We start from the raw sequence: 25,792 nt of genomic DNA on the forward strand, positions 1-25,792 counted from the left end.
GGCTCCGCGCGGGGCGGTCAGGGGTACGAGACCACGGTGGACGGCACCGTCGAGGTGCCCGACGTGGGTGTGCCGGTCTCGTTGACGACATGCTCGTACTGACCCTGGCCGCCCAGCGAGACGACCAGCAGGTCGTGGAACTTCACGCCCGGTGTGTTCGGCGCGGCGAAGCCGTTGTGCTGGACGATCGTCGGGTCGACGTTGTAGTAGCAGTAGCTGCCCAGGCCCCATCCCTCGTGCGTGGTCACGGAGTCGGCGACCTTGTAGGCCGCGTACCCCTTGACGTTTCCGTTCTGGATGGCGGCCTGGTTCGGCGCGTCGTACGCCTTCTCGTTCTGGAAGAAGATGGTGCGCCCGCGCCGGCCGTACCACTGGACGTCGTACTTGTTGAAGTGCTCGACGAACAGACCGGTGGCCAGGACGTCGTCGCCGTTGACGCGGATGCCGTAGTCGGCCCGGTTGGTCTCCCAGCCGACGCCGGTGCCGTGGTCGGCGCGCCAGACCCAGGTGTGGTCGATGATCGTGCCGCGGCTGTTGATCACCATGCTGGTGGTGGCCTTGCCGGCGCCCGCGCCGCCGATGCGGATGAAGACGTCCTGGACGGTGGTCGGGTTGGCGGAGTGGTTCGCGGAAGCCCCGGTGGGGCCCACCTCCAACAGCGTCGACGAGTTCACGGGACCGGCGTCGATGAGGAGTCCCGCGAGCCGCACACCGTCGACGTCGGCCGTCCTGAGCACGGTGACGCCGTTGTCAGGGATCAGAGTGGCGTAACCGAGTCCGAGGACCACGGTGCCCGCGCGGTTGACCTGGATCGGCTGGTCGAGGTGGTAGATCCCCGGAGTCAGCAGCAGGTGGAGGCCCTGTGCGAGCGCGGCGTTCAGGGTGGCGGCGGTGACGCCGGGCTTGGCCACGTAGAACTGGGTGAGCGGCAGAGACGTGCCGCGTGGGGTGCCGCTGCCCCAGGTGGTGCCGCGGGCGTTGGTGCGCCGCTCCGGCAGGAAGACGCGGTACTCGCTGCCGTTGAGGTACAGGAACGGCTTCTCCCGGGACACCGGCGTGGTGTCGAGGGTGGTGTACGGCGGGTTCGGGAAGGACTGCGCGGGTGCGCCCTGGACACCGGAGAAGACCATGTTCCAGACGGCGTTGGCCCAGCCGCCCACCGAACTGTCGCGGGTGTACCACTGCTGCTGCGAGTACGGTCCGACCGAGCCGTCGATGCGGCTGTCGGCGATGTAGCCGCCGCTGGCCCAGCCGTAGCCGGTGGGGGCGAGGTTGAGACCGCCCTTGACGTGCATGCGCCGGAAGGGCGCGGCCTGCGCGACCGCCCACCGGTTGGTGCCGCTGACCGGGGTGAGGGCGAGATTCTCCGCCGAACGCCAGAAGTTCTGGGTGGCGTTGCCGTTGAACCAGCCCGCGTCGACGGTCACATCGCCGTTGATCGCCGTGTCGTCGGGGGACAGGCCGAGGCCCGCGATCGAGGTGTAGAAGCCGAGTTGGGCGTTGAGCCCGTTGTAGGTGCCCGGCTTGAACAGCAGCGCATAGCGGCCCGTGCCGAACTGGGCCGACTCCTGCTGTCGGAACACCTCGTCCAGCTTGGCCTGGATGCCGGAGGTCGAGGGGTCGAACACGATGACGTTCGGGCCGAGATCGCCGCCACCGGGCAGGGCTCGCGGCTGCGCGGCGGGCGCCACGGGCGCGGCGGACGCCGGCGAGGACAGACCGAGCAGCGCGGGCGCGGCCGTGGTGGCGGCCATCGCTCCGAGGACGGACCGTCTGGCGGGAAGGGACCGGACGGAGTCCGGGGAATCCATGGGGAGGTGAGGCATGGGGGCAACTCTCCTGGTTCAGAAAGTGAACGGTGGGAGGTGCAGGGAGCGCTCTCTTGCCGATGCATGCTTCATCCGCGTGAACACAGCGTCAAGAGTTGTCACACGAGTGCCGTGGATTGTTGCCCGATGAAGCACCAACTGGTAGATGTTTTACGGTAGTTCGTTGATGTCTGGGCCCCGCCGAGGTTGCCGGGCCGAGCGCGATTGTGTTCAAGAGATGCGCTTACGAGGGTGAGGGGTGTCCCTGGTTCCGTTCCTGGCGCACCCGGGGAGCGGAGTGATGACCTCCGACGTTGCCTCGTGCCGACGGGAAGCCGTGATGTGGGAGAGCGCTCTATGCCCTCGCGGCGCCGGGCCGATAGGCTGCGGAGATGAGCAGACGGGCCCCCACGCTTGAGGACGTCGCGCGGGAGGCCGGCGTGTCGCGCGCCACCGTCTCCCGCGTCGTCAACGGCGTCCAGAGCGTCGATCCCGCTCTTCAGGACGCGGTCCGCCAGGCCGTCGAACGGACCGGATACGCTCCCAACCGGGCCGCCAGGTCACTGGTGACACGGCGGACCGAGACGGTCGCGCTCATCGTCTCCGGCGCGGGCGACGTGTCGGGCGAGGAGCGGAACGCCTTCACGGCACGGGTGTTGGCGGACCCGTTCTTCGGCCGGGTCGTCACCGGCGTGGTGGACTACCTGCGTCCCCGGTCGATGCATCCGCTGCTGATGTTCGCCGACTCCGCGCAGACGCGACAGCAGGCGCTCAACGATCTGCGGCAGGGCAGCGCGGACGGCGCGCTCGTCGTCTCCACCCACGCCGACGACCCGCTGCCGGCGCTGCTCGCCGACGCGGGTCTGCCCGCGGTGCTCTTCGCCCGGCCGACGCGCCCGGTGCCGCTCAGCTATGTCGACCTGGCCCACCGGGACGGCGCCCGCATGGCCGCCCATCATCTGCTGGACCGGGGCTGCCGACGGATCGTCACCGTCACGGGGCCCCTGGGCGTCTACGCCAGCCAGGACCGGCTCGCCGGGTTCCGCGACACGATGGCGCGCAGGGGACATCCGTACGTTCCCGTCGCCGAGGGCGGTTTCACGCTCGACAGCGGCATGGCCGCGATGTCCGGACTACTGGCCGAACACCCCGACGTGGACGGGGTGTTCGCGGCCAACGACCTGATGGCCCAGGGGGCGTGCCAGGTCCTGCGGGAGCAGGGCAGACGGGTGCCGGACGACGTCGCCGTCATCGGCTTCGACGACTCCAGCGCGGCGACGGCCTGCCGTCCGCCGCTGACCACCGTGCGCCAGCCCGTCGAGGAGATGGCCTCGGTGATGGCCCGACTCCTCGACGAGCACCTCCGGGGCACGCGCACCGAGCCCACCTCGGTGATCTTCGATCCGGAACTCGTGGTGCGCGAATCGGCGTAGACGGCGCCCCGGGCCCTGCGCGACTCGGTGGTGGCGGTGACCGACACTGGACCGGTCAGCAGGATCGAGGGACCGGCAGCGCGGGCGAGCCGGCGACGGAGAGGCAGGCGCATGACCGACAGGATCACCGTGGGCGTGGACGGATCCCCCGAGAGCCGGGCCGCGCTGGCCTGGGCGGGCAGGGAAGCCGTCCGCCGCGGGATGCCGCTGCGCGTGGTGTACGCCTGGCAGTGGTCCCACCACGAACTGCTCGGCGGCGCAGACCGGGACGAGCAGGCGCGCTGGGCACGGGACATGGTCGAGGACGCGGCCCGCACCGTCACCGACCGGCACACGGACCTGCCGGTGACGATCGAGGTCCTGGACGGCGGTGCCGTCGACTCGCTGCTGGCCGAGGCCGCGGCGGCCGGGACGCTGGTTCTCGGTTCCCGTGGACACGGCACGATCGTCGGCTTCCTGCTCGGTTCCGTCGGCCAGCAGGTGATCGCCGAAGCCCCGTGCCCGGTCGTCCTGGTACGGGCAGGTGACCGCGCCGCGTCCGAAGCGGGCGGCCGGGAGATCGTCGTGGGCCAGCAGGGCGGTCCGGACGACAGCGCGGCCGGACTTCGGTTCGCGTTCGAGACTGCGGCGGCGCGCGGTGCCGGGGTGCGCGCCGTACGGGCGTGGAGCCTGCCGCCGGTGTTCGCCTACAGTCCCGGCTCGTTGAAGCTGCTGGACGAGGCCGGGGGCCTGGAACCGTACGAGAAGAAGGCGCTCGCCGAGGCGCTCCAGCCGTGGCGGGAGCGCTTCCCCGACGTGCCCGTCACACAGCACATCGAGATGGGCAGCGCCGGGCAGGTACTGCTCTCGCTGGCCGACCGGGCCCAGCTGATGGTCGTCGGTCGCCGCGCACACCACTCGGCGGTGGGGGCACGGATCGGTTCGGTGACCCACGCGGTGATGCACCACGCGCCCTGCCCGGTGGCGGTGGTTCCGCACTCCTGAGGCGCGTGTACGGGCTGACCCCGCGTCGGCACGGGCGGGGCCTTCTGGTCCGTTCAAGTCCCGAAGACAAGGCCGGGGTCGAGGTCCGACCCGGGCAATCTCGGCGTGAAGTATTGACGCCACCATGACAGTCGGGTTGACTCCCCGCCCAGCGCCGGAACCGGTTCCGGTACCGCTTCCGGTACCGGTTCCGCCGACGGCGCGTGAAGCCGCGATCCCCGTGTGCCGGGAGGCAGTTGTGGCCGTGACCATCGCCGATGTGGCCCAGGCGGCCGGCGTGAGCAAGACGACCGTGTCGCGGGTGCTGAACACCCGTGGCGAGGTCGACGCGTCGACTGCCGCCCGCGTCCGCGAGGTCATCGACCGTATGGGCTATGTACCCAGTTCGGGCGCTGTCGGGCTGGCCCGCGGCAGCAGCCGGACGGTGGGCATGCTGGTGCCCTCACTGACCTGGCCGTGGATGGGCGAGGTGCTGCAGGGCGTCGTCGACACGGTGGAGGCCGCCGACTTCGGGCTGCTGCTGTTCACCTGCAACCGGGGCGCCGAGTCCGTCGCCCGCTTCACCAGCCAGGTGTCGGCGCGCGCGTTCGACGGGCTGCTCGTGGTGGAGCCGGAGAACACCCTCGAGATGTTGACGGCGCTGCACCGCGACGGCCTGCCCGTCGTCCTCGTCGACGACCGGGGACACCACCCGGAGTTCCCGTCCGTCACGGCCGCCAACACCGAGGGCGGAGCGGCGGCCGCCCGTCACCTGCTGGCAGAGGGTCGGCGCAGGCCGCTGGTCCTCACCGGGCCCGCGCGGTTCGGCTGTGTACGCGACCGGCTCGCAGGGTTCCGAGTCGCCTGCGCCGAGCGCGGAGTGGGGCTCGAACTCGTCGTCGAGGGCGACTTCACCGAGGCCGACGGGCGTGCGACCGTCCGTCGGCTGCTCGCCGAGGGGTGGGAGTTCGACGCGGTCTTCGCGCACAACGACCTCGCCGCGGTGGGCGCTCTGGGCGCCCTGCGGGACGCCAGGATCCGGGTGCCCGAGGAGATCGCGGTGATCGGCTTCGACGACATCCCGGTGGCCCGCCACACCGAGCCCTCACTGAGCACCGTCCGCCAACCCATGAGGGAGATGGGGGAGACGGCCGCCCGCCTGCTCCTGGCCCGCCTCGCCGGCCAGGAGCAGCCGACCACCCCCGTCGTCCTGCCCACGCACGTGATCGCGCGCCGGTCGACGCCGGCGGTCTAGAGCCTGCCTTCGGGACCAGATCGCTTCAGGAAACGGCGCTCGACGGGCGTCGGAGCACCTCCATGTCACCGCGTGACCACCCGCACATCAGCACGGAACCGGCACCCCCAACCTCCCTCTGGAGAGCCGCATGCCATCCCGTACCCACCGCACGCTGATGATCGCCCTCGCCACCCTGTCACTGCTCTCGCCGGTACCGGCCTTCACCGTCCCGGCGCCCGAGCGCGTCGCAGCGGCCGCCGACGCCACCTGGGACACCGACCGGGCCGCGGCCGCGTACACCGCGAACCCCGGCGCCGTGACCGCCTCGGGCAGCGAGAACCCCGGCACCACGCCGGGCCTCGCCTTCGACGGCGACGCCTCGACACGCTGGTCGAGCCAGTTCGCGGACGACGCCTGGATCCGTATCGACCTGGGTGCCACCCTGCGCATCGACCGGGTGGTCCTGGACTGGGAGGCCGCCTACGGCAAGCGATACGTCCTCGAGGCGTCCAGGAACGGCACCGACTGGACGCCGTTCTTCACCGAGACCAGCGGCTCCGGAGGCTCGGTCACCGCCCACACCTACCCGCAGGAGGTCACCGGCCGCTACATACGGTTGCGCGGCGTCGAGCGGGCCACCACGTACGGCTACTCGCTGTACGCCTTCAAGGTCTACGGAGGCGAACCGGCCCCGGCCTCGACGACCCGCACCAATCTCGCGCTGAACCACCCGGCCTACTCCAACCTCTACCAGCACGCGGGCAATTCACCCGCCTTCGTGACCGACGGAGGCTGGCCGGCCGACCTCAAGGGCGACTCGACCCGCTGGTCCAGTGACTGGAACGCCGACCGGTGGATCTCCGTCGACCTGGGCGCGACCTCGACCATCAACACCGTCGACCTGTACTGGGAGGCGGCCTATGCGGTCGACTACCAACTCCAGGTCTCCGACGACAACAGAACCTGGCGCACCGTCTACCAGCCGTCCGCCGCCGAGGTCGCCGTCCGCCGCGCCGATGTGAAGTCCCCCGCGGACGCGGTGGGCCGCCACGACACCGTCACCCTCCCGCAGCCCGCGACCGGCCGGTATGTGCGGATGCTCGGCAAGGAACGCCGGTACTTCTACAACCCCGCACCCGCGACGGCCCAGTTCGGCTACTCCCTCTACGAGTTCCAGGTCTGGGGCACGGGAGGCAGCGCCGCCGCCGCGTATCCCGCACTGCCCGGGGAACAGCCGGGCACGTACCGGACGACGTTCTTCGACGACTTCACGGGAGCGAGTCTCGACCGCTCCAAGTGGCGCGTCGTCAGAACCGGACAGGAGATGGGCCCGGTCAACGGGGAGTCTCAGGCGTACGTCGACTCCAACGACAACATCAGCACCGAGAACGGGAGCCTTCTCTTGAAGGCCAAGTACTGCAAGGGCTGCACCCAGGCAGGCGGCGGGACCTACGACTTCACCTCCGGGCGGATCGACACCAACACCAAGTTCGACTTCACCTACGGCCGGGTCAGCGCCCGGATGAAGCTGCCGGTCGGGGACGGCTTCTGGCCCGCCTTCTGGCTGCTGGGCAGCAACGTCGACGACCCGTCCGTCTCGTGGCCGGCATCCGGCGAGACGGACATCATGGAGAACATCGGCTACGGGGACTGGACGAGCACGGCCCTGCACGGCCCCGGCTACTCGGCCGACGGCAACATCGGTGCCCGCCAGTCCTACCCCGCCGGAGGCCGTGCCGACCAGTGGCACACCTACGCCGTGGAGTGGACACCGACAGCCATGCGCTTCTACGTCGACGACGCCCTGGTCCAGGAGACGACCCGCAACAAGCTGGAATCGACCCGCGGCCAATGGGTCTTCGACCACAACCAGTACGTCATCCTCAACCTCGCCCTGGGCGGCGCCTACCCCGCGGGGTGGAACAAGGTCACCACTCCGTACTGGGGGCTGCCGCAGTCCAGCGTCGACCAGGCCGCGGCCGGGGGAGTGCGGGCCGAGGTCGACTGGGTGCGCGTGGAACAGAAGGGGTGACCGGCGCCCAGGCGTCTTGCACCGAGGAACGCCTGGGCCCGGAAGTCCCCGCGCCGGCCTCACTCCAGGGATCGGGACGGCCGTGCCGGAGCCCTCCTATGTGTTGTCGGCCCTCGACATGCGCAGGGCGAGGTCCTGGAGCAGGTCGGCCGTCTTGACGTCGGTGCGTCCGGAGTCGTGGAGGTCGGCGAGTTCGGAGAAGAGGAACGCGAAGGCACCCACGAGAGAGATGGTGGCGGGGAGGTAGGCGTCCGCGACGGCCTGCCCGGCTTCCGCGGGACCGGCGTCCCCAGGGACCTCCACCCTGGGGAACACCTCCGTGACGAGCGTGCCCAGTTGGGTCTCGGTCGACTCGACCTCGGCGTTCTCGTCCTGGGCGATCCTGCGCACCATCGCGTTGGTCTCGGTGAGCACGCCGATGGCGCGCAGGATGATCTCCGTCTGTTCCATGCCGTGAGCCTAGACGGGCGAAGCCCCGCTGTGGCCTCGATGTTCGGGCCGGGATGGTAGACAGTGGTCATGAACCACTTCTCCCGCCCCCGCCCGGCCCGCACACGATGACCGCAGGCATCGACACCCCTGACCGCCGGGGCCGTACCGGACTCGACCGCGTCGGCCGCGATCTGACCGGCAACCCGCGGGTCAAGGTCCGCGAAGTGACCCTCCTGTCCAGCCACTGGTACGTGGAGCGCACCACCACCTTCGACTTCCAGCACGCCGACGGCACCTGGAGCACCCAGGAACGCGAGACGCACGACCGCGGCAACGGAGCCACCCTCCTGCTGTACGACGCCGAGCGCGAAACCGTGCTGCTGACCAGGCAGTTCCGCTACCCCGTGTACACCAACGGCCACCCCGACGGCATGCTGGTCGAGACCCCGGGCGGCCTGCTCGACGAGGACGACGAGCATCCCGAAGTCGCCGTACGGCGCGAGGTCATCGAGGAGACCGGGCACACCGTCGGCGAGGTCCAGCACGTCTTCGACGTCTACATGAGCCCGGGCTCGGTCACCGAGCGCGTCAGCTTCTACGCCGCCACCTACGGCCCGTCCACCCGCACCCACGAAGGCGGCGGCCTCGACGAGGAGGGCGAGGACATCGAGATCGTCGAACTGCCCTTCCGTACCGCACTGGCCATGATCCGCTCCGGGGAGATCGCCGACGCCAAGACGATCATGCTGTTGCAGTGGGCGGCTCTGGAAGGACCGTTCAAGGCCTTGCGTTGAAGTGCTCTTCAAGTTCCAGACTCCTCTTCGGGCCCGGACGGTCGGGCCCGAAGAGGAGGGACCACCATGAAGTACCGGACCATCGGTACCGATCCGAAGACCCGCCGTGAGGTGAGCGTGCTCGCGCTCGGCGCGATGCTGTTCGGCTCGGTGACGGACGAGAAGACCTCCTTCGCCGTACTGGACCGCTATGTCGAAGCGGGCGGGAACTTCGTCGACACGTCCGACAACTACGCCTTCTGGACCGACGGCAGCCAGGGCGGCCAGAGCGAGGAACTGCTCGGACGATGGCGGCGCAGCCGGGGAATCGGCGACGAGATCGTCTTCGCGACCAAGCTCGGCGCCCGGCCGCTGGCCCCCGGCACCGGATACACCGACAACCCGGAAGGACTGTCGGCGAAGGTCGTACGCGAGGCGGCCGAGCGCAGCCGCGAACGCCTCGGCCTGGACCGGATCCACCTGCTGTACGCCCACATCGAGGACGCCACGGTCGACCCGCGGGAAACCATGGAGGCGTTCGGGGAACTCGTGGCGGAGGGGACCGTCGGGCTGCTCGGGGCGAGCAACCACGCCATCTGGCGGGTGGAGCGGGCCCGTGCCGTCGCCGCGGCGGCCGGACTGCCCGGCTACGAGGTCCTCCAGTACCAGCACAGTCTGCTGCGGCCCCGCACCGACATACCCGACGCACTCTTCCCCGACGGGAGCCTCGGCGGCACGACCGCCGAACTCCGCGGCTATCTGCGCGCCGAGCCCGCCCTGACCCTGGTCGCCTACTCCCCGCTGCTGCGCGGCGCCTACGTACGGGAGGACAAGCCGCTGCCCGCGGACTACGACCACCCGGGCACCCCGCCCCGGCTCGCCGCGCTGCGGACGGTGGCGCGGGAGACGGGAGCGAGCCCGAACCAGGTGGTGCTGGCCTGGCAACTGGGCGGCGGGCTGCCGGTGATCCCCCTGGTCGGGATGTCGTCCGTGGCGCAGTTGGAGGAGAACCTGGCGGCCGTGGACCTTGAGCTGTCGCCGGAGCAGCGGGAACGCCTGGACGCGGCCCACTGAGGGGCGTGGCGGGCGAGGGCCGTCGCGTCAGTGGGGGCCCTCGCGCGTGGAGCGGCGGGTGGTGAGCAGCAGCGCGATGTCGTCCGGGCGCTCGGTGGACTGCCGGGCCTCCTCGGTCAGCAGGTCCGCGGTGCCCGACAGGGAGGAGGCGCCGGGCCGGGCGTGCGGGGTGCCCGCGCGGGACAGCGTCGCGCGGAGCTTCTCGATCCCGTCGTCGATGTCGGCCCCGGGGCGCTCGACCAGACCGTCCGTGTAGAGGGCCAGCACGGCGTCGGGTTCCAGCAGCAGGTCCGTCACCGGGTAGCGGGCCTGCGGGGCCACGCCGAGCACCACGCCACCGGGCAGGTCGAGGAGCTCGGTGCGGCCGTCGGGGTGGCGCAGCAGGGGCTGCGGGTGACCTGCGCGGGCGGCCCGGGCGACTCCGGTCACCGGGTCCAGCCTGACGTAGCAGCAACTGGCGAACTGGCCCGGGTCGAGGTCGATGAGCAGCCGGTTGGTATGGCTCATCACCTCGTCCGGAGGGTGGTCGCTGAGCGCGAACGCCCTTACCGCGCTGCGAAGTTGGCCCATGGTGGCCGCCGCCTGGACGCCATGGCCCTGGACGTCGCCGATGACCAGGGCCAGCCCGTCACCGGCCTCCACGACGTCGTACCAGTCGCCGCCCACGTCCAGTCCCTTGGTGCCGGACAGATAGCGGCCGGCCGTCTCCACCTGCGGGTGCGCCGACAGCCGGTGCGGGAGAAGCGCCTCCTGGAGGCCACGGGCGAGGGCGGCCTCGGAGTCGTAGCGCCGCGCCTTCTCCAGGGCCTGTGCGATGAGTCCGGTGAGCGCCGTCAGCACGGAACGTTCCTCGGTGCTGAAGCTGCGCGGACGGTCGAAGCCGAGGATGCAGGAACCGACCGGCCGCCCCGAGGCGATCAGCGGCAGGAAGGCCCGGGCACCCTCCTTGGCGTCCAGTGGGATGCCGGGATAGGCGGCGGCCAGTTGGGGCATCGACTCGAAGAACAGCGGGCGGCCGGTGGTGAGCGTCTCCACCCCGGGGAGCTTGGCGTCCAGCCCCACCCCGTCGAAGGGCGCGAGGAACCCCTGCGGGAAGCCGGTCTCCCAGGCCAGGTACAGGCGCCGGTCCTGCAACAGGTAGATGGCCAGGCGCCGTCCGCCGAACGCGGGCAGCAGCTCCCGCATCACGGTCTCGGACACCTGCCGGGCCGTCACGGCCTCGGTCAGGGCCATGGCCAGGACGATGGGCTGGTACAGCGCCGTCGTGGTGATACCGGTCGCGGGCTCGGCGATGCCGGACCCGTTCGCCGCCGACCGACTGTGCAGCGGTGCGGCCTCGGGGGCCTCCGTGGTGTCCGCGACCCGCCCCATGGGGATCAGTTTGCAGGTCAGACTGCCGGGGCCGGGATACACGGACATCGTCAGCCAGGCGTCGCCGGGGGCCGGCGCGGGTGTCCGGCGGCCACCGCTCGGGCGGGCGACCTGGAAGTGCACCGGCTCCGGTGACAGCAGCGCGCCGCGCAGATGATCCGCGTAGGACGGCTGGTCCAGCCAGGGCACGGCCTGCCACAGCGGTCGCCCCAGCAGTTCCGGCCGCGGCCGGCCGAGGAGCTCGGCGGCGCGCGGATTGACGTAGGTGATCAGCCCGAGCCGGTCCAGTGCGAACACGCCCTCGGGGAGCAGGTCCGCGGCGCCGTCCGCCGCCGGGCCCGGGCCCGGATCGACGACCGCGCCGCCGACCGCGTACGGCGGCACGAGCGCGTTGCCCGAGGTCCACAACTCCAGCAGCCGCAACCCGCCGTTCACCGTGTGCACGGGCAGCGGGTGGGCCGGGGGGCGCCCCGCCGCGGTCTCGTGCAGCGCGGCCAGCAGCACATGCGGATCGTCGAGGGCCAGCGTGTGGGTGAGCGCCTGCGGTGTCCCTGGGAAGGCCCTGGCGTCGGTGCCGAGCAGGGCCCATAGTGCGTCGTCCCCGGTGACCTCGCCTGTGACCGGCTCCCAGGTGAACCGGCCGACATAGCGAGGCGGCAGACGCTCGGCGGGTGGCCGTACGCACATCGGCTCCCTGTCCCAGACGACCTCGGCACCGTCCTTCTCCAGGACCGACAGAGCCGTTCCCAGGTTCTCCGCCACCGCCGTCATCCGGTCACGGTCCGGCAGTACGTCGGTGGAGTCCGAGGCCGCGGGACGCAGCACCGTCAGGACCCCGAAGGACGAGGAGGCGCCCACGACGGGGACATACAGCGAACCGAACTGGAACGGCAGCCCCGCCGCGAGCTGCGGATAGCGACGCATCGTCTCCGTGGCGTCGGCGAGCAGCACCTCCGTGCCCGTCCGATGGGAGTCGGCGGCCGGGAACGGCCGGTCCAGGGGCATGCGCCACCAGGGGCGGAACAACTGTCCCGGCAACCCGGCCAGCACGGCCAGCCGCAGCAGTTCGGGGGAGCTGGAGCGCATGTACACGCCCCCCGCGAAGCCGCGGGCCGCCCGGATCGCGTCCGCAACGGACCCGCTGAGCACGGCGGCCAGGCTATCCAGCGCCTGGTCCTCACGCTCGGCGCTCCCAGTCATCGGTCTGCCCTCGTCCGCCCGCCGTCAGGGGGATTCCACAGCAAGAATGCGCCTTACGGGTACCCACCCGCACCTCGACGCCTCAGCCGCGATGGTCGCTCGGAGTTGCACTCGGCCGCATCCGGCCGTGTGCGGCCGTACTCAGCTTCGCCCAGCGCGAAGATACCGCGCCCGCGCCCCGTCCAGGAGCCCCGCGCAGATGTTGCTTCAGGGAACCATCGGGTCCCGGCATCACCGAATCCCGGCGATTTCGGGACTCAGCGTCTCAAGGTCCCCCCGGCGACGGCCGCCACGGCCTCGGCCACTGCGGCGAGGGCCGGGAAGTCGAGTTTCCACTGCTGCCAGAACAGCGGTACGTCGACGATCCCCTCCGGCGCGAGTCGGACCAGCCGCCCGGCCCGCAGCAGCGGCTCGGCCTGCACCTCGGGCACCATGCCCCAGCCCAGTCCGGCGACGACGGCGTCCACGAACCCCTCCGAGGTGGGCATGAAGTGCCGCAGCACGCTCGCTCCGGGACCGCCCCCAAGGCCCCGGACGAACTCGTCCTGGAGATCGTCGTTTCGGTCGAAGGCCACCACCGGAGCGTCGGCGATCAGCTCGCCCACCCCCGCGCCCGTCCCCGCGCCGAGCCACCGCCCGGCGAAGTCCGGGCCGGCCACCGCGAGGTACCGCATCCGGCCCAGGGCGCGCACGGAACAGCCCGCCACCGGGTCCGGCCACGAGGTCACCGCCGCCATCACCACCCCCTCGCGCAGCAGAGCGGCCGTGTGGTCCTCGTCCTCGCGGCGCAGTTCGAAACAGAGCCGCAGCTCGCGCGGTACGCGGGTGAGCGCAGGCAGGAACCAGGTCGCCAGCGAGTCGGCGTTCACCGCGATGGACAGCCGCGTCGGCTCTCCGGCCTCGCTCATGCCGAGCTCGGTACGGGCGTCGCGCTCCAGCCGGGCCAGCCGGCGCGCGAACCGCACGACGACCTCGCCGGACTCGGTCGGACGCACCGGCTTCGTCCGCATCAGCAGGACCCGGCCGGTGCGCTGTTCGAGTGCCTTGACACGCTGGCTGACCGCCGAGGGCGTCACATGCAGGGCGGCGGCCGCCGCGTCGAAGGTGCCCTCGTCGACCACCGCGAGCAAGGTGCGTACCTGGTCGAGGGGGAGATCCGTCATCACGGCCGCTAATGATACGTAAGAATCTTTAGCTGTACTCTTGACGGCCGTGTTCCTAGCGTCTCTGGCATGAACAATGCCCTGACCGCCGCGGCCGCCGGGTTCGGCACCGGCCTCACCCTCATCGTCGCCATCGGCGCCCAGAACGCCTTCGTACTGCGCCAGGGGATCCGCCGCGAAGCGGTCCTGGCGGTGGTGGGCATCTGCGCGGTGTCCGACGCGCTGCTCATCGCGCTGGGGGTCGGCGGGGTCGGCGCGGTGGTCGTGGCCCGGCCCGAGGCGCTCAGGGCGGTCGGACTGATCGGCGGCGGATTCCTCCTCTGCTACGGAATCCTGGCCGCGCGGCGGGTGCTGCGGCCCTCGGCGCTGGAGGCGGCGGCCGGAGCGGCGGGCTCGCGGCGGCAGATCGTCCTCGCCTGTCTGGCGATGACCTGGCTGAACCCGCACGTCTATCTCGACACGGTGTTCCTGCTCGGCTCCCTCGCGGCCGACCGCGGCCCGCTGCGCTGGACCTTCGGGCTCGGGGCCGCCCTGGCCAGCCTGTGCTGGTTCGCCGCGCTGGGCTTCGGCGCCCGGCTGCTCGGCCGCTTCCTCGCCCGGCCGTCGTCATGGCGGGTCCTGGACGGTGTGGTCGCCGCGACGATGATCACCATGGGCACCCTGCTGATCGCCGACGCCTGAGACGGCGTACGCGATAGTGAACCCTGACAACTGAAAGATGTATCGAGCAGCCAGGACGGTCGTGGACACGAGCAAGAGCAGTACGGACGGGGCGGACGGCGGGACGGGCAGCGGGATCGACGGCGGGACGGACGGCGGGGCCGGGAGCGGTTCGGTGGCCGAATCCGCCGGATCCGCCGAACACGACGGGACGGCGGGAGCGGCCCGGTCGGAGCGCACCGGCTGGCGCCGCTGGGCGATGGACACCCGCCCGCTGCGCCGCCCCGCGTACCGCAGGCTCTGGTCCTCCACCATCGTCACGGCGGTGGGCAGCCAGCTCACCGCCGTCGCCGTGCCCAAGCAGATCTACGACATCACCGGCTCCTCGGCCTGGGTCGGCTACGCGAGCCTGGCCGGACTGCTGCCGCTCGTGGTCTTCGCGCTGTGGGGCGGTGCCGTCGCCGACAGCATGGACCGGCGCAAGCTGCTCCTCATCACCAACACCGGCATAGCCGTGACCTCGGTGCTGTTCTGGATACAAGCCGTCGTCGGACTCGATTCGGTGTTCGTCCTGATGGCGCTGCTCGCCCTCCAGCAGGCCTTCTTCGGTCTGAACTCCCCGGCCCGCAACGCCTCCATCGCCCGGCTCGTCCCCGAGGACGAACTGCCCGCGGCGAACGCGCTCGGTTCGACCGTCATGCAGACGGGCCTGGTGGCGGGACCGCTGCTCGCGGGTGCCCTGATCCCCGTCATCGGCCTGGGCGAGCTCTATCTGATCGACGCCCTGGCGCTGTGCGTCACCGTGTGGGCGGTGATGCGACTGCCCGCACTGCCGCCCCTGACGGGCTCCGCGGCCAAACGGGCGGGCTGGCGCGAAGTCGCCGCCGGCTTCCGCTACATCGCTCTGCACAAGGTGCTGCTGCTGTCCTTCCTCGCCGACATCATCGCCATGGTCCTCGGCATGCCCCGGGCCCTGTTCCCGCAGCTGGCCGCCGAGACCTACGCGCCCTACGGGGAAGGGCTCGCGCTCGGCCTGCTGTTCGCGGCGATCCCGATCGGCGCGGTGATCGGCGGACTGATGTCGGGCACGTTCTCCCGGGCCCGTCGGCGCGGGCTCATGGTGATCGCGGCGGTGATGGCCTGGGGAGCGGCGATCACCGGCTTCGGCCTGAGCACCAGCCTCTGGGTGGCCGTGGCGTTCCTCGCCGCCGCCGGGGTCGCCGACATGGTCTCCATGGTCTTCCGCGGCGCGATCCTGCTGTCGGCCGCCACGGACGAGATGCGCGGCCGGATGCAGGGCGTGTTCACCGTGGTGGTCGCGGGCGGCCCGCGGCTGGCCGACGTTCTGCACGGAACGGCCGGCTCCCTCCTGGGCGCCCGCACCGCCGTCGCGGGCGGCGGACTGCTGGTGGTCGTCGCCATGGCGATCCTGGCCGTCACGGCGCCGGCGCTGCGGCGCTACACGTGACCTTCCCCGCTGTGCGTGGAACGCCCAGGCGGTTGCGGCCCAGGCGTCAGCTCTACGAAGCCTGCGCCATCAGCGTCTGGAGGTGAAGTCCCCTATGGACGTCGAGTTCGCCGGACACCCCGGTACGTACGGCCGTGGCGAAGTCCCGGCGCAGCACCGGCCAGGTCTCCTCGTGGTCGAGTTCGCCGGCGTCGTACACCAGCGGGGCCTGCGGACCGAAGAGTTCGACACGCGTGTTGCCGTGTTCGACGTGGACCGATCCGGACAGTGAGGCCTGACTGACGACACCATTGGCGTGCTCACAGGTCAGCTCGATCCAGCGACGGGGGTCACCGGTGCCGCGGACCCGGACGATCGGTCCGACGGCGGCGTCCAGGAGATCCAGAAGATGGGGACCCAGGTCGAGCAGGGCCCCGTGCTCGAGCCGCCAGGTGGTGGCGAACTCGCCGCCCAGGAACGCCCCGTGCAGAAGACATGAACGGGCCCCGGTGATCTCCAGCTCCCGCGCTCTGCTCAGGAACTCCCGGGTGGCCGGGTGGTAGCGGTTGGTCAGGACGAGCTGGGAGACGACCCCGGCCTCGTCGACGGCGTCGGCGAGGCGCCGCGCCGACGCGAGATCCACACCGAGCGGCTTCTCCAGGAGCAGTGCCTTGCCCGCCTTCGCGGCCAGCGGAGCGAGTTCCGCCTGTACCGCGGGCGGAACGGCGAACGCGACCGCCTCGCAGCCGTCGAGCAGCTCCTCGAAACGTGTGACCGCGGCGGCCCCGTGGGGCTCGGCCGTCTCCCGGGCCGCCTCGGCGCGCCGCGCCCACACCGCGGTCAGCCGTGTCTCGGGCCCGGCGGCGAGCACGCGCGCGTGCACGGCCCGCGCCCAGGGCCCGGCACCGACCAGTCCGACCTTCACCGGGGGATGGGGCCACGGCAGCGCGGCATCGGTCTCGATCGCGGTCACGGAGGTCTCCTTCTACTGGCGTTACTGGCGTTACTGGCCTTACTGGCGTGACTGGCGCCCGGAGTGGGCCGGGGAAACTCCATCACGCGGGCTGGGCTCTCCACCAGGGGGTGCGGTGCGCAGTGCCCCGGCGGGCGTGCCTGCCGGTGAGCGGTTCTTGACCCTCCCCTTCCCTCATTACCTCTCTTACAGAGCTGTTCTCGGAACGTGGAGTCCGAGAGCTTTCCCGAGGCACTGGCAGACGCCTTGGCCGGAGTGCAGCGACTGATCCGGCGGCGACTGCGCAGCGGCATGACCGCGCCGCGGCTGCGCGGCGCCGAGGTCGAGCTGCTGCGGCTGGTCGTGGCCCGCCCCGGCATCCGTGTGTCGGAAGCCGCCAAGGAGCTCTACCTGGCGGGCAATTCGGTCTCGACGCTGGTCAACCAACTGGCGCGGGACGGCTGTCTGATCCGCGAGACGGACCCGGCCGACCGGCGGGCGGCACGCCTGCTGCCCACACCGGCGGCGGACGCACGGCTGCGCGACTGGCGCGAGCGGCGCGCGGCTCTCGTACGCCGTCAGGTGGGCCGTCTCGACGAGGCCGACCGCGCGGCCCTGGAGGCGGCCCTTCCGGCCCTCCGCAAGTTGGCGGTGAACCTGCACGAGGAGGCCGAGGAGACATGACGCGGAACTCGACGGGCGGGGGAGACCCCGCCGAGGAGACGGTGGCGCCGGCGGTGGTGGATGCCGGGACGGAGGCCGTCGGCTGCGCCGGGCTCGTCTACGCCTTCGGGGAGACCACCGCGGTCGACGGGCTCGACCTCTCCGTCCCCGACGGAGAGGTGTTCGGACTGCTCGGGCCCAATGGCGCGGGCCAGACCACCGCGATCCGCTGCATCACCACACTCCTGCCGGTCCTCACCGGCATGGTCCGCGTCTTCGGGCACGACGCCACCCGCGAACGCATGGCGGTACGCCGCCTGCTGGGCTACGTACCGCAGCAGCAGTCGGCCGACGCCGGGCTCACCGGCCGGGAGAACGTGGCTCTGTTCGCCCGCGTCTTCGACGTCCCCGGCAAGGAGCGCGCGGCACGCGTCGAGCAGGCGCTCACGGCGGTCGACCTCACCGGCGCGGCCGACCGGCTCGCCAAGACGTACTCCGGTGGCATGGTCCGCCGCCTCGAACTCGCCCAGGCACTGGTGAGCGCACCCCGGCTGCTGATCCTCGACGAGCCGACCATCGGCCTCGACCCGATCGCCCGCACGAGCGTGTGGGAACACATCAACGCCGTACGCGCCGCCACCGGAATGACCGTCCTCGTGACGACCCACTACATGGACGAGGCCGACCAGTACTGCGACCGGGTCGCACTGATGCACCGCGGCCGAGTCCGTGCCCTCGGCACCCCCGACGAGCTGCGCAGGGGCCTTCGCGAGCGGCGCGGCGCCGGGAAGAACGGTGAACTGCCCACGCGGGAGGACGTCTTCCGCGACATCGCCGGCAGCGGCCTCGACGAACAGTCAGGAGACTTCAGCGATGTCCGAAGCACCCGTCGCACAGCGTCCCGTGTCGGCTGAGCGCATCCACCCGGGCGGCCTCGATCTGCTCGTCGTCCCACCACGGGCCCGTACCGGCTGGCGGGTGCTGCCCGCCCGGGTCGGCGCGATGTGCGCGGTCGAGCTGCAGAAGCTGCGCCACGACCGCACCGAGCTGTACACCAGGGCGGTCCAGCCGGCGCTCTGGCTGCTGATCTTCGGCGAGACCTTCACCCGGATCAAGGCGATACCCACTGGCGGCATCCCCTATCTCGACTATCTGGCGCCCGGCATCATCGCCCAGTCCGCGATGTTCATCGCCATCTTCTACGGCATCATGATCATCTGGGAGCGGGAGGCCGGGATCCTCACCAAACTGCTCGTCACGCCGACCCCGCGCTCGGCGCTCATCACCGGCAAGGCCTTCGCCGCCGGAGTCAAGGCGCTGATCCAGGCGGTGGTGGTCGTCGTCATCGCGGCGCTGCTCGGGGTGGCGATGACCTGGAACCCGCTCCGTCTGCTGGGCGTGGCGGTGGCCGTCGTCCTGGGTTCCGCCTTCTTCTCCTGTCTCTCGATGACCATCGCGGGCATCGTGCTCACCCGGGACCGGCTGATGGGCATCGGCCAGGCGATTGCCACCTCCTCGCGAGCAGCCGCCAGGTACTCAACCGACCGCGCGATACGCAGGCTCACCGGAACCGGCGCGAGCCGGAAGAGCGCATTCTCCCCGAGCCGGATCAACTCCGCGCTTCTGTCGTCGAGCCCTGCAACCCGGCACGCGCCAACCCTCACTGGCGTTGCCCCTGCCGACGTGAACTCCTCTTCCGAACCCCGAGCGGCGCCAACCACTATGCCCGTACCAGCTCCCCTAGTCGCGCGCGATCAACCGGCACACGCCTACGGGTGACCAACCCGCGCGCACCAGACACGACTCTGACCGTACCCACACTCAAACGATCAAGGCGAGTGCGCGAATCAGTAGCGGGTCTCGCCGAGCCCTCAGCTTGGGAAGCTTGGGTCTTCCACGGGCGGTTACTGGACTGACCTGTGGTGGAGCGGCTACGGCTCTGGCTGACAGTCGACCTGGTCCCCGTCATTCCCCGTGGTTCCCCGCACGACCTGGCACGGTTTCTGGCACGACCCCTGTGTCCCGCGCGACGGGCACGAAGGGCACTGAGGTCTGCTGGGCTGGTCAGGCGGTCGTTGTGGCGTGTTGATCGGGATGGGCGCTTGCCGTTACATGGCGCTGGCCTGGACGCCGTGCACGTTCGCGGTCGAGCAGGCAGGCGCCCGGGGGAAGACACTCGTGGTCACTACCAACCAGCCGCACTCAAGCAACTGGTTCGGGCGCGAGGCCAATTCCCGTACTGCCATCCCCGCCGCCCACTGGTGGCGTTTCGCTCGCGAGACGGCCGAGGCAGCCGATCTACTCTCGGCCTGTGGGACAACCCGAGCAACGCGCCGAGGGCGCGGGACCATTCACCACCCGGCTCACCTGGCGCCTTCCTGGCGGCGGCACAGCCGTGTGGGAGTCACGCCTCGCCCGTCGTCGCGGAATCATCGCCGTCCGCTCGCCAGGCGCACCCACCAGTCGGCACGCCAGCGCTGATGAGGACGCGCTCCGCCGCCTTCGCAGACTCAATGCCACCGCCGCGACCGCCTTCATCATCGGCGGAGCCCTCTTCGCTACCGGTGCCGGCGTCGCCCAGCTCGGCTCCGGAGACTCCACCACCTGCGCCTCGATCTACTTCGCCGGCGGCCTCTTCTTCAACACCGGTGGCTACGTCTCATTGCTCCAGGTCATCAACGCTCCCCGCCACGTGCCTGGTGGCGAAGACAGACTGGTCACCCACGGCTGGCGCTGGTGGAGTTACGAACCGACGCGGGTGGACTGGCTGAGCACGTTCGTCCTGTTCGCCGGCACCCTGGTTTTCACCGTCGATCTGCTGGACTCCTTCCTCCAGGGGCTGAGCGTCCATCAGATCAACCGGCTGATCTGGGCCCCGGACGTGATCGGCTGCGTGCTCTTTTTGATCTCCGGACACCTCGCATTCGTAGAGGTCTGCCACGGCCGGCCGTGCATCCGCCACCGCAGTCTCGGCTGGTGGATCGTCGCCGTGAACCAGCTCGGCTCCGTCCTCTTCATGGTCTCGGCGCTCGGCGCCTTCACCCGTCCCGCCACCGGCAGCCTGATCAACGCCGACATCGCCAACTGGGCCGCCCTCGTCGGCGCCTTGTGCTTCTCCCTCGGCGGCCTCCTTCAGCTCTACGAACGCCCATGATTTGATGCACGGACGATTGCTGTGGTTGCTGTACTTCAGTGCTGTACCGCGAGCATCCGCGCCCGCCGTTCGTCCTCCTGCCGGCTGACCTGGTTGCCCGGTAGTGGTCTTCAGGGGCACAAAGCGAACCTGTATGACCGCTCTTGACTGATCCACATAGAGCTACGGATCAGAGGGTCGCTGATATCCACAGCTGCCATCCACGACGCCGGATGAGGGCCGATCACCGTGCTCGCCGTCGCCCCCTGCTGGCGGGGCGGACGCGCGCACCGATGCTCGAGGCGCTGCGAGAAGGACGTCTGCTGGACTGACGCCGGCCAGCCCGTCGGACACCGCGCTGCAGTTGCGGCTTCCCCCACTGCCGCACACTGTGGGGGAATGGGTGATCGTGCGCCGACCGAGGACGGGCTGGTCGGCTGATGGGCGGCGCTGCCCCCGGGAGCAGGAACAGCGGTGATGGCGACCGGGATTGTCTCCATCGGCCTGCACCTGGTCGGACAGGAGGCGCTCTCATGGCTCCTGTTCGTCCTCGCCGCCATCGGGTGGCTCGCGCTCGCCGTCGACTTCGGGCGGCAGCTACTGCGCGAACGGGACCAGTGGGAGGCCAAGGCAGACACGCCGCCCGCGCTGACCGCAGTGGCCTCGACGACCATCCTCGGGACCTGGTTCGCGCTGCAGGGATGGTCGGGTGTGTCCGTCGCCGCGCTGGTCGTCTCGGTACTGATCTGGCCGGTGCTGCTGACGTCGGTGGTGCGGCACTGGCGGCGGCACTTGCCGGGCACGGTGTTCCTGGTGTGTGTCGCGACGCAGGGCCTGGCCGTGCTGAGCGGAACGCTGGTCGTTTCGCTGTCGTCCGGGTGGCTCGCCTGGCCGACGCTGGGCTGGTTCGTGCTTGGGTTGGTGCTCTATGCGTTCGCCTTCCTCCGCTTCGACCTCGGCCAGGTGCGGTTCGCCACGGGTGACCAGTGGGTGGCGGGCGGGACGCTGGCGATCTCTGCGCTCGCCGGGTCGAAGTTGCTGGCCGTGCCAGCCTGGCGCGACACCGCTCTGTACGAGGTAGTGCGTCGCTCATGCTGGTCATGCTCGCGCTGTCTGCGTGCTGGTACGCGGTCCTCATCTTCGCCGAGGTGCGCTGGTTGCGTCCGCAGTTCGACAGGGGGCGCTGGGCGACGGTCTTCCCGATGGGCACGACAGCCGTCGCCACGTCCGTCGCCGACGCCGCGGCCGTCGGCCGGCTGCACACACCGGGGCAGGTACTGCTCTGGATCGCCGTCGCCGCCTGGGTGATCACGCTGGTCGGGCTCGTCCGGCACCTGGCTGCGTAAACCGAATCTGCGATCATGACTCTGACCTGTTGCTTAGAGTCTCAAGAGGTGGCTCCTGCGGCTTCCTCCACCGTCCGTCCACCGGAACGCGGGCTGCCGTGCGGCTGGCGAGCGTCGTCGATCGCTCGGGAAGGTAAGCCGTTCGCGTGCATCCCAAGCCCCATCCGCAGGTCCTGAGCATGGCTCCCTCTCCGACCGTGGTTGAGTCGCCGGTATGACCAAGAGTGACGCTGCGGCCCTGTTCGGCAACCGTTTCCTGACCGTGCCCGCTCCCTCGGAGAGCTTCCCCGAGGAAGGCATGGCTGCGACGGACGCAATGAGGCTGCTGGATGTGGACCTCGCCATGGAGGGTGACCCGCAGCGTAACCTCGCCACGTTTGTCACCACTTGGATGGAGCCGGAGGCGCAACGGATCATCGCCGAGAATCTCCACCGCAACTTCATCGACCATGCGGAGTACCCGATTTCCGCCGAGATCGAGCAGCGTTGCGTGCGCATGCTCGCCGACCTCTTCAATGCGCCGGGCAAGACAACCGGATGTCGGACCCAGGGCTCGTCCGAGGCGATCATGCTCGGGGCGCTGTCGCTGAAGTGGAAGTGGCGGGAGCGCCGCCAGGCGGCCAATCTGTCGGTCGACCGCCCTAACTTGGTCTTCGGCGGGGACGTCCACGTCGTGTGGGAGAAGTTCTGCCGCTACTTCGACGTCGAGCCGCGGATCGTGCCGCTTGCCGAGGGCAAGTACACGATCGGCCCGGAGGACGTGGAGCCTCTCCTCGATGGGAACACGATCGGCGTCGTCGCCGTCCTCGGCACGACGTTCACCGGTCACAAGGACGACGTCGTCGGGATCGACAAGCTCCTGCGGGACGTCCGCAAGGAGCGGGACCTCGACATCCCGATTCACGTTGACGGAGCCAGTGGCGCATTCGTGTGGCCCTTCCTCTACCCGGACTCGAAATGGGACTTCCGGCTTGAGCAGGTCCGTTCGATCAACGTCTCGGGACACAAGTACGGCCTGGTCTACCCCGGCATCGGCTGGCTGGTCTTCCGTGAGGAGTCCGACCTGCCCAAGGACCTCGTGTTCGAGGAGAACTACTTGGGCAAGACCGACGCGACGTTCACGCTGAACTTCTCTACCGGCGCGTCGATGGTGCTCGCGCAGTACTACAACTTCGTCCGGCTCGGTCGTCAGGGCTACACCTACGTCATGAAGATGTTGCAGGAGAACGCCCACGCGTTGGCGGACAACCTGCGTAGCAGCGGCCGCTTCGAAGTGATCGGGAGCGACCTCGAGCAGTTGCCGCTGGTCGCTTTCCGTCTCGCCGGCAAGCACGCCTACGACGAGTCCGACGTCGCCTGGCAACTCTCGGCCGAGCGCGGCTGGATGGTGCCGGCGTACACGCTCCCGCCCAACGCGGAGCGGGTGAAGATCATGCGTGCCCTGGTCAAGGAGACCCTGAGCCGCGAGCAGATCGATCGCCTGAGCCAGGACATCGCCGACGCGTGTCGCACGTTGGACGACAAGGGTGCGACCCATGGGACCGAGCGGGCCCAGGTCAAGCGCGGCACCGGCTACTGACGCCCGCAACCGGCACCCCCGGGGACGGGCTGGCGGCGTTATCCACAGGCCTGCGCGCGATCGTTGAGGAGGTGCGCGTGGTCTCGGTGGCACGGCAGCGCCCGAACTGATTTCAGCCCCACTCCACCTCGGAGACGATTCCTGAGACGTCCCCAGGGTCCGGCAGCAGGGGTGTACTGGGCGGGACCGACGGCGCAGGACGGCGAGGGAGCGGAGCGCCGACCGCAGCCAGCGCGAGCGGCCACCTCGTTCTCGCTCGCCCCCGCCAGGGCCTGAATCACTCGATCGAGTGCCTCGCTCACCTCAGTGGGCGTGACGGCTCGGTGCTGGCGCGCAATACCTTGTGTATCGGCATTGACCCAGGCCATCACGATGCCGCTGTTCTTCGGCTCCAACGCCCTCTACCCGGTCGCGGTCATGCCCGGCTGGCTCCAGGCCATCAGCAAGGTCAACCCGCTGAGCTACCAGGTGGACGCGCTGCGCGGCCTGCTGCTCGGCACGCACGCCCACCTGGCCCTCGACTACGGGGTCCTCGTCCTGGCCGCCGCCCTCGGCATCCTGTCCGCCTCGTCCCTGCTGGGCCGTCTGGCCCGCTGATCCGGGCACGGCCCCGCACTTCCTGACGGGTCCTCCGCGTTCTTCCTGACGGGTCCCTCCTGTACGTCGGTGCGTGTGCATCGCGCCCGATCGCGACTTGACCAGATGATGAGGTTCACCGACCCACGGGGCTCATAGGCTGTGCGCCAGTGATCACGCGATGACGTGATCACCTGATCACCGTCGCACCGGAGGAGCCAACGTGACGCCACGTCCGCATCAGACCACCAGACGCACAACTGTCCTTCGCAGGGAGGCAGTTGTCGCCGCGGTTCCCGTCGCCGTCGCGGCCCTGCTCGTCGCGGCGGGCCCGGCGGCGGCCGGTACGGTGGGCTCGTCCGGTGCGGGGGACCCGTACTTCCCGCTCTCGGGCAACGGCGGCTACGACGTCCGGCACTACGATCTGACCCTCGGCTACGACCCCCAGAGCCGCCACCTCGACGGCAAGGCGGTCATCACCGCCCGGGCCACCGAGCAACTGACCCGCTTCGACCTCGACTTCAAAGGGCTGAAGGTCACCGGCGTCACCGTCGACCACGCCAAGGCGTCCTACCGCCGTGACGGCCAGGAACTGGTGGTCACCCCCCGCCACTCCCTTCGGCGGAATCAGGAATTCCGAGTCACCGTCACCTACTCGGGCACGCCCGAGCCGGCCACCGACCCGGACGGCTCCCTGGACGGGTGGATCCCCACCGACGACGGCGCGTTCGTGGCCGGCGAACCGCAGGGCGCCATGACGTGGTTCCCCGCCAACAGCCACCCCAAGGACAAGGCCTCCTACGACTTCACCATCACCGTCCCCAAGGGACACACCGCCGTGGCCAACGGAATACTCCGCGGACAGTCGACCAGCCACGGACGTACGACGTTCCGCTGGCGGCAGTCCGAGCCGATGGCGGCCTACCTCGCCACGGCGACGGTCGGGAAGTTCAAGGTCGAGCAGTACACCACCCGCGACGGACTCAAGGTCTACAACGCCGTCGACCCGCGTGAGGCGACCGCCGCGGCGCCCGTACTGAAGAAGCTGCCGTCCGTGCTGGCGTGGGAGAGCGGTATTTTCGGGCCCTACCCCTTCCGGGCCGCCGGGTCCATCGTCGACCGGGCTCCGCAGGTCGGATACGCGCTGGAGACCCAGACGCGTCCCGTGTACGACTCCGCGCCCGACCTGAGCACCCTCGTCCACGAAAGCGCGCACCAGTGGTTCGGGGACTCCGTCAGCCTCACCGCGTGGAAGGACATCTGGCTCAACGAGGGCTTCGCGACGTATGCCGAGTGGCTGTACGCCGAGCAGCACGGTGGGAAGACGGCGCAGCAGACGTTCGACTCCCTGTACGCCAGTCCGGCCGGCAGTGGGCTGTGGGCGTTTCCGCCGGCGAACCCCGGGAGCGGGGCGCACATATTCGACACGCCCGTGTACGCACGGGGTGCGATGGCTCTGCAGAAGCTGCGTACGGCTGTGGGGGACGGAGTGTTCTTCCGCATCCTGCGGACCTGGGCGACGGAGCACCGCGGCGGACACGGCACCACCGCCCAGTTCATTCACCTCTCCGAGCGGTTGTCCGGGAAGGATCTCGACGCGTTGTTCCACACCTGGATCGGCACGGCGGGCAAGCCGACCGCTCCCTGACCGCGACCGTCCTAGGGGCGCGGGGAACTGCGCGCCCGGCCCCCACCCACCCGCAGCCGACGAACAACCCACCCGGGAGGGCCTGGGGGCGGAGCCCCCTGGGACGGGACGGGCAGGGGCGGCGGGGGCGAGAACGCGTCAGGCGGGGCGGAGCCAGATCGTGGCCAGTGGGGGGAGCGTCAGGCGCAGGCCCCCGTCGTGGACCCGGGGGTGGGGGTTGTGGACGTCGCTGCCGCCGTAGCGGGCGGCATCGGTGTTGAGGACTTCGTGCCAGGCGGGGATGTCTTCGGGGATGCCGAGGC

At 70.4% G+C, this 25,792-nt stretch carries 21 protein-coding genes and 1 pseudogene; 16 read left to right on the top strand and 6 right to left on the bottom strand.

From position 1 onward, the window contains the following. Positions 1-17: 17 nt before the first annotated feature. A complete protein-coding gene (locus ACFVWD_RS37925) occupies positions 18-1,826 on the bottom strand; it encodes a coagulation factor 5/8 type domain-containing protein (RefSeq protein ID WP_389602565.1) in 1,809 nt (602 codons plus the stop codon). Positions 1,827-2,200: 374 nt separating this feature from the next. Here ACFVWD_RS37925 and ACFVWD_RS37930 point away from each other — a divergent pair, with 374 nt between their 5' ends. From ACFVWD_RS37930 to ACFVWD_RS37945, 4 genes are all read left to right on the top strand, one after another. Next, positions 2,201-3,241 carry a LacI family DNA-binding transcriptional regulator gene (locus ACFVWD_RS37930; protein WP_389602566.1) on the top strand — a complete coding sequence of 347 codons (1,041 nt, stop codon included), beginning with the start codon at positions 2,201-2,203 and terminating at the stop codon, positions 3,239-3,241. Positions 3,242-3,352: 111 nt separating this feature from the next. After that, a complete protein-coding gene (locus tag ACFVWD_RS37935; RefSeq protein WP_389602567.1) occupies positions 3,353-4,225 on the top strand; it encodes a universal stress protein in 873 nt (290 codons plus the stop codon). Positions 4,226-4,463: 238 nt separating this feature from the next. Beyond that, the gene (locus ACFVWD_RS37940) at positions 4,464-5,459 is read left to right on the top strand and encodes a LacI family DNA-binding transcriptional regulator (protein WP_389602568.1); all 996 of its coding nucleotides are present in this window, start codon (positions 4,464-4,466) and stop codon (positions 5,457-5,459) included. Positions 5,460-5,589: 130 nt separating this feature from the next. Then, on the top strand, positions 5,590-7,473 hold the full coding sequence (locus ACFVWD_RS37945) for a discoidin domain-containing protein (protein WP_389602569.1): 1,884 nt from the start codon (positions 5,590-5,592) through the stop codon (positions 7,471-7,473). Positions 7,474-7,569: 96 nt separating this feature from the next. Here ACFVWD_RS37945 and ACFVWD_RS37950 read toward each other — a convergent pair whose 3' ends face one another. Then, positions 7,570-7,923, bottom strand: coding sequence for a hypothetical protein (locus ACFVWD_RS37950; RefSeq protein ID WP_389602570.1), 354 nt, complete (start codon positions 7,921-7,923; stop codon positions 7,570-7,572). Between the two features lie 107 nt (positions 7,924-8,030). On the opposite strand from ACFVWD_RS37950, the gene ACFVWD_RS37955 reads away from it, so the two are divergent. Next, positions 8,031-8,699 carry an NUDIX domain-containing protein gene (locus ACFVWD_RS37955; protein ID WP_389602571.1) on the top strand — a complete coding sequence of 223 codons (669 nt, stop codon included), beginning with the start codon at positions 8,031-8,033 and terminating at the stop codon, positions 8,697-8,699. Positions 8,700-8,765: 66 nt separating this feature from the next. Beyond that, a complete protein-coding gene (locus ACFVWD_RS37960) occupies positions 8,766-9,752 on the top strand; it encodes an aldo/keto reductase (protein WP_389602572.1) in 987 nt (328 codons plus the stop codon). A gap of 27 nt (positions 9,753-9,779) precedes the next feature. On the opposite strand, the gene ACFVWD_RS37965 is transcribed toward ACFVWD_RS37960, so the two are convergent. Both ACFVWD_RS37965 and ACFVWD_RS37970 read right to left on the bottom strand, forming a co-directional pair. Beyond that, positions 9,780-12,323 (bottom strand): SpoIIE family protein phosphatase, encoded by a 2,544-nt coding sequence (locus ACFVWD_RS37965; RefSeq protein WP_389602573.1) that lies wholly within the window; start codon positions 12,321-12,323, stop codon positions 9,780-9,782. Between the two features lie 257 nt (positions 12,324-12,580). Next, positions 12,581-13,489 (bottom strand): LysR family transcriptional regulator ArgP, encoded by a 909-nt coding sequence (locus ACFVWD_RS37970; RefSeq protein ID WP_389602574.1) that lies wholly within the window; start codon positions 13,487-13,489, stop codon positions 12,581-12,583. A 66-nt stretch (positions 13,490-13,555) separates the two neighbouring features. On the opposite strand from ACFVWD_RS37970, the gene ACFVWD_RS37975 reads away from it, so the two are divergent. Both ACFVWD_RS37975 and ACFVWD_RS37980 read left to right on the top strand, forming a co-directional pair. Continuing rightward, complete coding sequence (locus ACFVWD_RS37975) at positions 13,556-14,167, top strand: LysE/ArgO family amino acid transporter (protein WP_389602575.1); 612 nt, start codon at positions 13,556-13,558, stop codon at positions 14,165-14,167. A 37-nt stretch (positions 14,168-14,204) separates the two neighbouring features. Next, positions 14,205-15,614 (top strand): MFS transporter, encoded by a 1,410-nt coding sequence (locus ACFVWD_RS37980; RefSeq protein ID WP_389602576.1) that lies wholly within the window; start codon positions 14,205-14,207, stop codon positions 15,612-15,614. Positions 15,615-15,666: 52 nt separating this feature from the next. Here the strand turns inward: ACFVWD_RS37980 and ACFVWD_RS37985 are convergent, their stop codons facing one another. Then, a complete protein-coding gene (locus ACFVWD_RS37985; protein WP_389602577.1) occupies positions 15,667-16,566 on the bottom strand; it encodes a Gfo/Idh/MocA family protein in 900 nt (299 codons plus the stop codon). A 207-nt stretch (positions 16,567-16,773) separates the two neighbouring features. Between ACFVWD_RS37985 and ACFVWD_RS37990 the strand changes: the two genes are divergently transcribed. The 8 genes and pseudogenes from ACFVWD_RS37990 (at position 16,774) to ACFVWD_RS38025 (ending at position 25,490) form a co-directional block, all read left to right on the top strand. Next, on the top strand, positions 16,774-17,229 hold the full coding sequence (locus tag ACFVWD_RS37990) for a MarR family winged helix-turn-helix transcriptional regulator (RefSeq protein WP_389602578.1): 456 nt from the start codon (positions 16,774-16,776) through the stop codon (positions 17,227-17,229). Then, positions 17,226-18,122: an ATP-binding cassette domain-containing protein gene (locus ACFVWD_RS37995; RefSeq protein ID WP_389602579.1), complete on the top strand. Its 897-nt coding sequence runs from the start codon at positions 17,226-17,228 to the stop codon at positions 18,120-18,122. The genes ACFVWD_RS37990 and ACFVWD_RS37995 overlap by 4 nt, the downstream gene beginning before the upstream one ends. Beyond that, positions 18,082-18,987 (top strand): ABC transporter permease, encoded by a 906-nt coding sequence (locus ACFVWD_RS38000; protein WP_389602580.1) that lies wholly within the window; start codon positions 18,082-18,084, stop codon positions 18,985-18,987. The genes ACFVWD_RS37995 and ACFVWD_RS38000 overlap by 41 nt, the downstream gene beginning before the upstream one ends. Before the next feature lie 532 nt (positions 18,988-19,519). Then, positions 19,520-20,362 carry a hypothetical protein gene (locus ACFVWD_RS38005; RefSeq protein WP_389602581.1) on the top strand — a complete coding sequence of 281 codons (843 nt, stop codon included), beginning with the start codon at positions 19,520-19,522 and terminating at the stop codon, positions 20,360-20,362. 1,070 nt (positions 20,363-21,432) lie between these two features. Then, the gene (locus ACFVWD_RS38010; RefSeq protein ID WP_389602582.1) at positions 21,433-21,687 is read left to right on the top strand and encodes a hypothetical protein; all 255 of its coding nucleotides are present in this window, start codon (positions 21,433-21,435) and stop codon (positions 21,685-21,687) included. Between the two features lie 214 nt (positions 21,688-21,901). Continuing rightward, on the top strand, positions 21,902-23,266 hold the full coding sequence (locus ACFVWD_RS38015) for a glutamate decarboxylase (protein WP_389602583.1): 1,365 nt from the start codon (positions 21,902-21,904) through the stop codon (positions 23,264-23,266). A gap of 357 nt (positions 23,267-23,623) precedes the next feature. After that, a pseudogene (locus tag ACFVWD_RS38020) lies at positions 23,624-23,863 on the top strand (ABC transporter permease); the annotation flags it as partial. 202 nt (positions 23,864-24,065) lie between these two features. Beyond that, positions 24,066-25,490: a M1 family metallopeptidase gene (locus tag ACFVWD_RS38025; protein ID WP_389602584.1), complete on the top strand. Its 1,425-nt coding sequence runs from the start codon at positions 24,066-24,068 to the stop codon at positions 25,488-25,490. A gap of 138 nt (positions 25,491-25,628) precedes the next feature. Here ACFVWD_RS38025 and ACFVWD_RS38030 read toward each other — a convergent pair. Beyond that, positions 25,629-25,792, bottom strand: a 164-nt coding sequence (locus ACFVWD_RS38030) for an alpha amylase C-terminal domain-containing protein (protein ID WP_389602587.1), incomplete at its 5' end; no start/stop codon positions are given.

The organism is Streptomyces sp. NPDC058086, from assembly GCF_042885015.1.
GTDB lineage: Bacteria > Actinomycetota > Actinomycetes > Streptomycetales > Streptomycetaceae > Streptomyces.

Coding starts and splice junctions, on each gene's coding strand:
- ACFVWD_RS38015 (WP_389602583.1), top strand. CDS start 21,902: ATGACCAAGAGTGACGCTGCGGCCCTGTTCGGCAACCGTTTCCTGACC.
- ACFVWD_RS38010 (WP_389602582.1), top strand. CDS start 21,433: ATGCTGGTCATGCTCGCGCTGTCTGCGTGCTGGTACGCGGTCCTCATC.
- ACFVWD_RS37950 (WP_389602570.1), bottom strand. CDS start 7,923: ATGGAACAGACGGAGATCATCCTGCGCGCCATCGGCGTGCTCACCGAG.
- ACFVWD_RS37930 (WP_389602566.1), top strand. CDS start 2,201: ATGAGCAGACGGGCCCCCACGCTTGAGGACGTCGCGCGGGAGGCCGGC.
- ACFVWD_RS37960 (WP_389602572.1), top strand. CDS start 8,766: ATGAAGTACCGGACCATCGGTACCGATCCGAAGACCCGCCGTGAGGTG.
- ACFVWD_RS37925 (WP_389602565.1), bottom strand. CDS start 1,826: ATGCCTCACCTCCCCATGGATTCCCCGGACTCCGTCCGGTCCCTTCCC.
- ACFVWD_RS38000 (WP_389602580.1), top strand. CDS start 18,082: ATGTCCGAAGCACCCGTCGCACAGCGTCCCGTGTCGGCTGAGCGCATC.
- ACFVWD_RS37955 (WP_389602571.1), top strand. CDS start 8,031: ATGACCGCAGGCATCGACACCCCTGACCGCCGGGGCCGTACCGGACTC.
- ACFVWD_RS37945 (WP_389602569.1), top strand. CDS start 5,590: ATGCCATCCCGTACCCACCGCACGCTGATGATCGCCCTCGCCACCCTG.
- ACFVWD_RS37975 (WP_389602575.1), top strand. CDS start 13,556: ATGAACAATGCCCTGACCGCCGCGGCCGCCGGGTTCGGCACCGGCCTC.
- ACFVWD_RS37980 (WP_389602576.1), top strand. CDS start 14,205: ATGTATCGAGCAGCCAGGACGGTCGTGGACACGAGCAAGAGCAGTACG.
- ACFVWD_RS37995 (WP_389602579.1), top strand. CDS start 17,226: ATGACGCGGAACTCGACGGGCGGGGGAGACCCCGCCGAGGAGACGGTG.
- ACFVWD_RS37935 (WP_389602567.1), top strand. CDS start 3,353: ATGACCGACAGGATCACCGTGGGCGTGGACGGATCCCCCGAGAGCCGG.
- ACFVWD_RS37965 (WP_389602573.1), bottom strand. CDS start 12,323: ATGACTGGGAGCGCCGAGCGTGAGGACCAGGCGCTGGATAGCCTGGCC.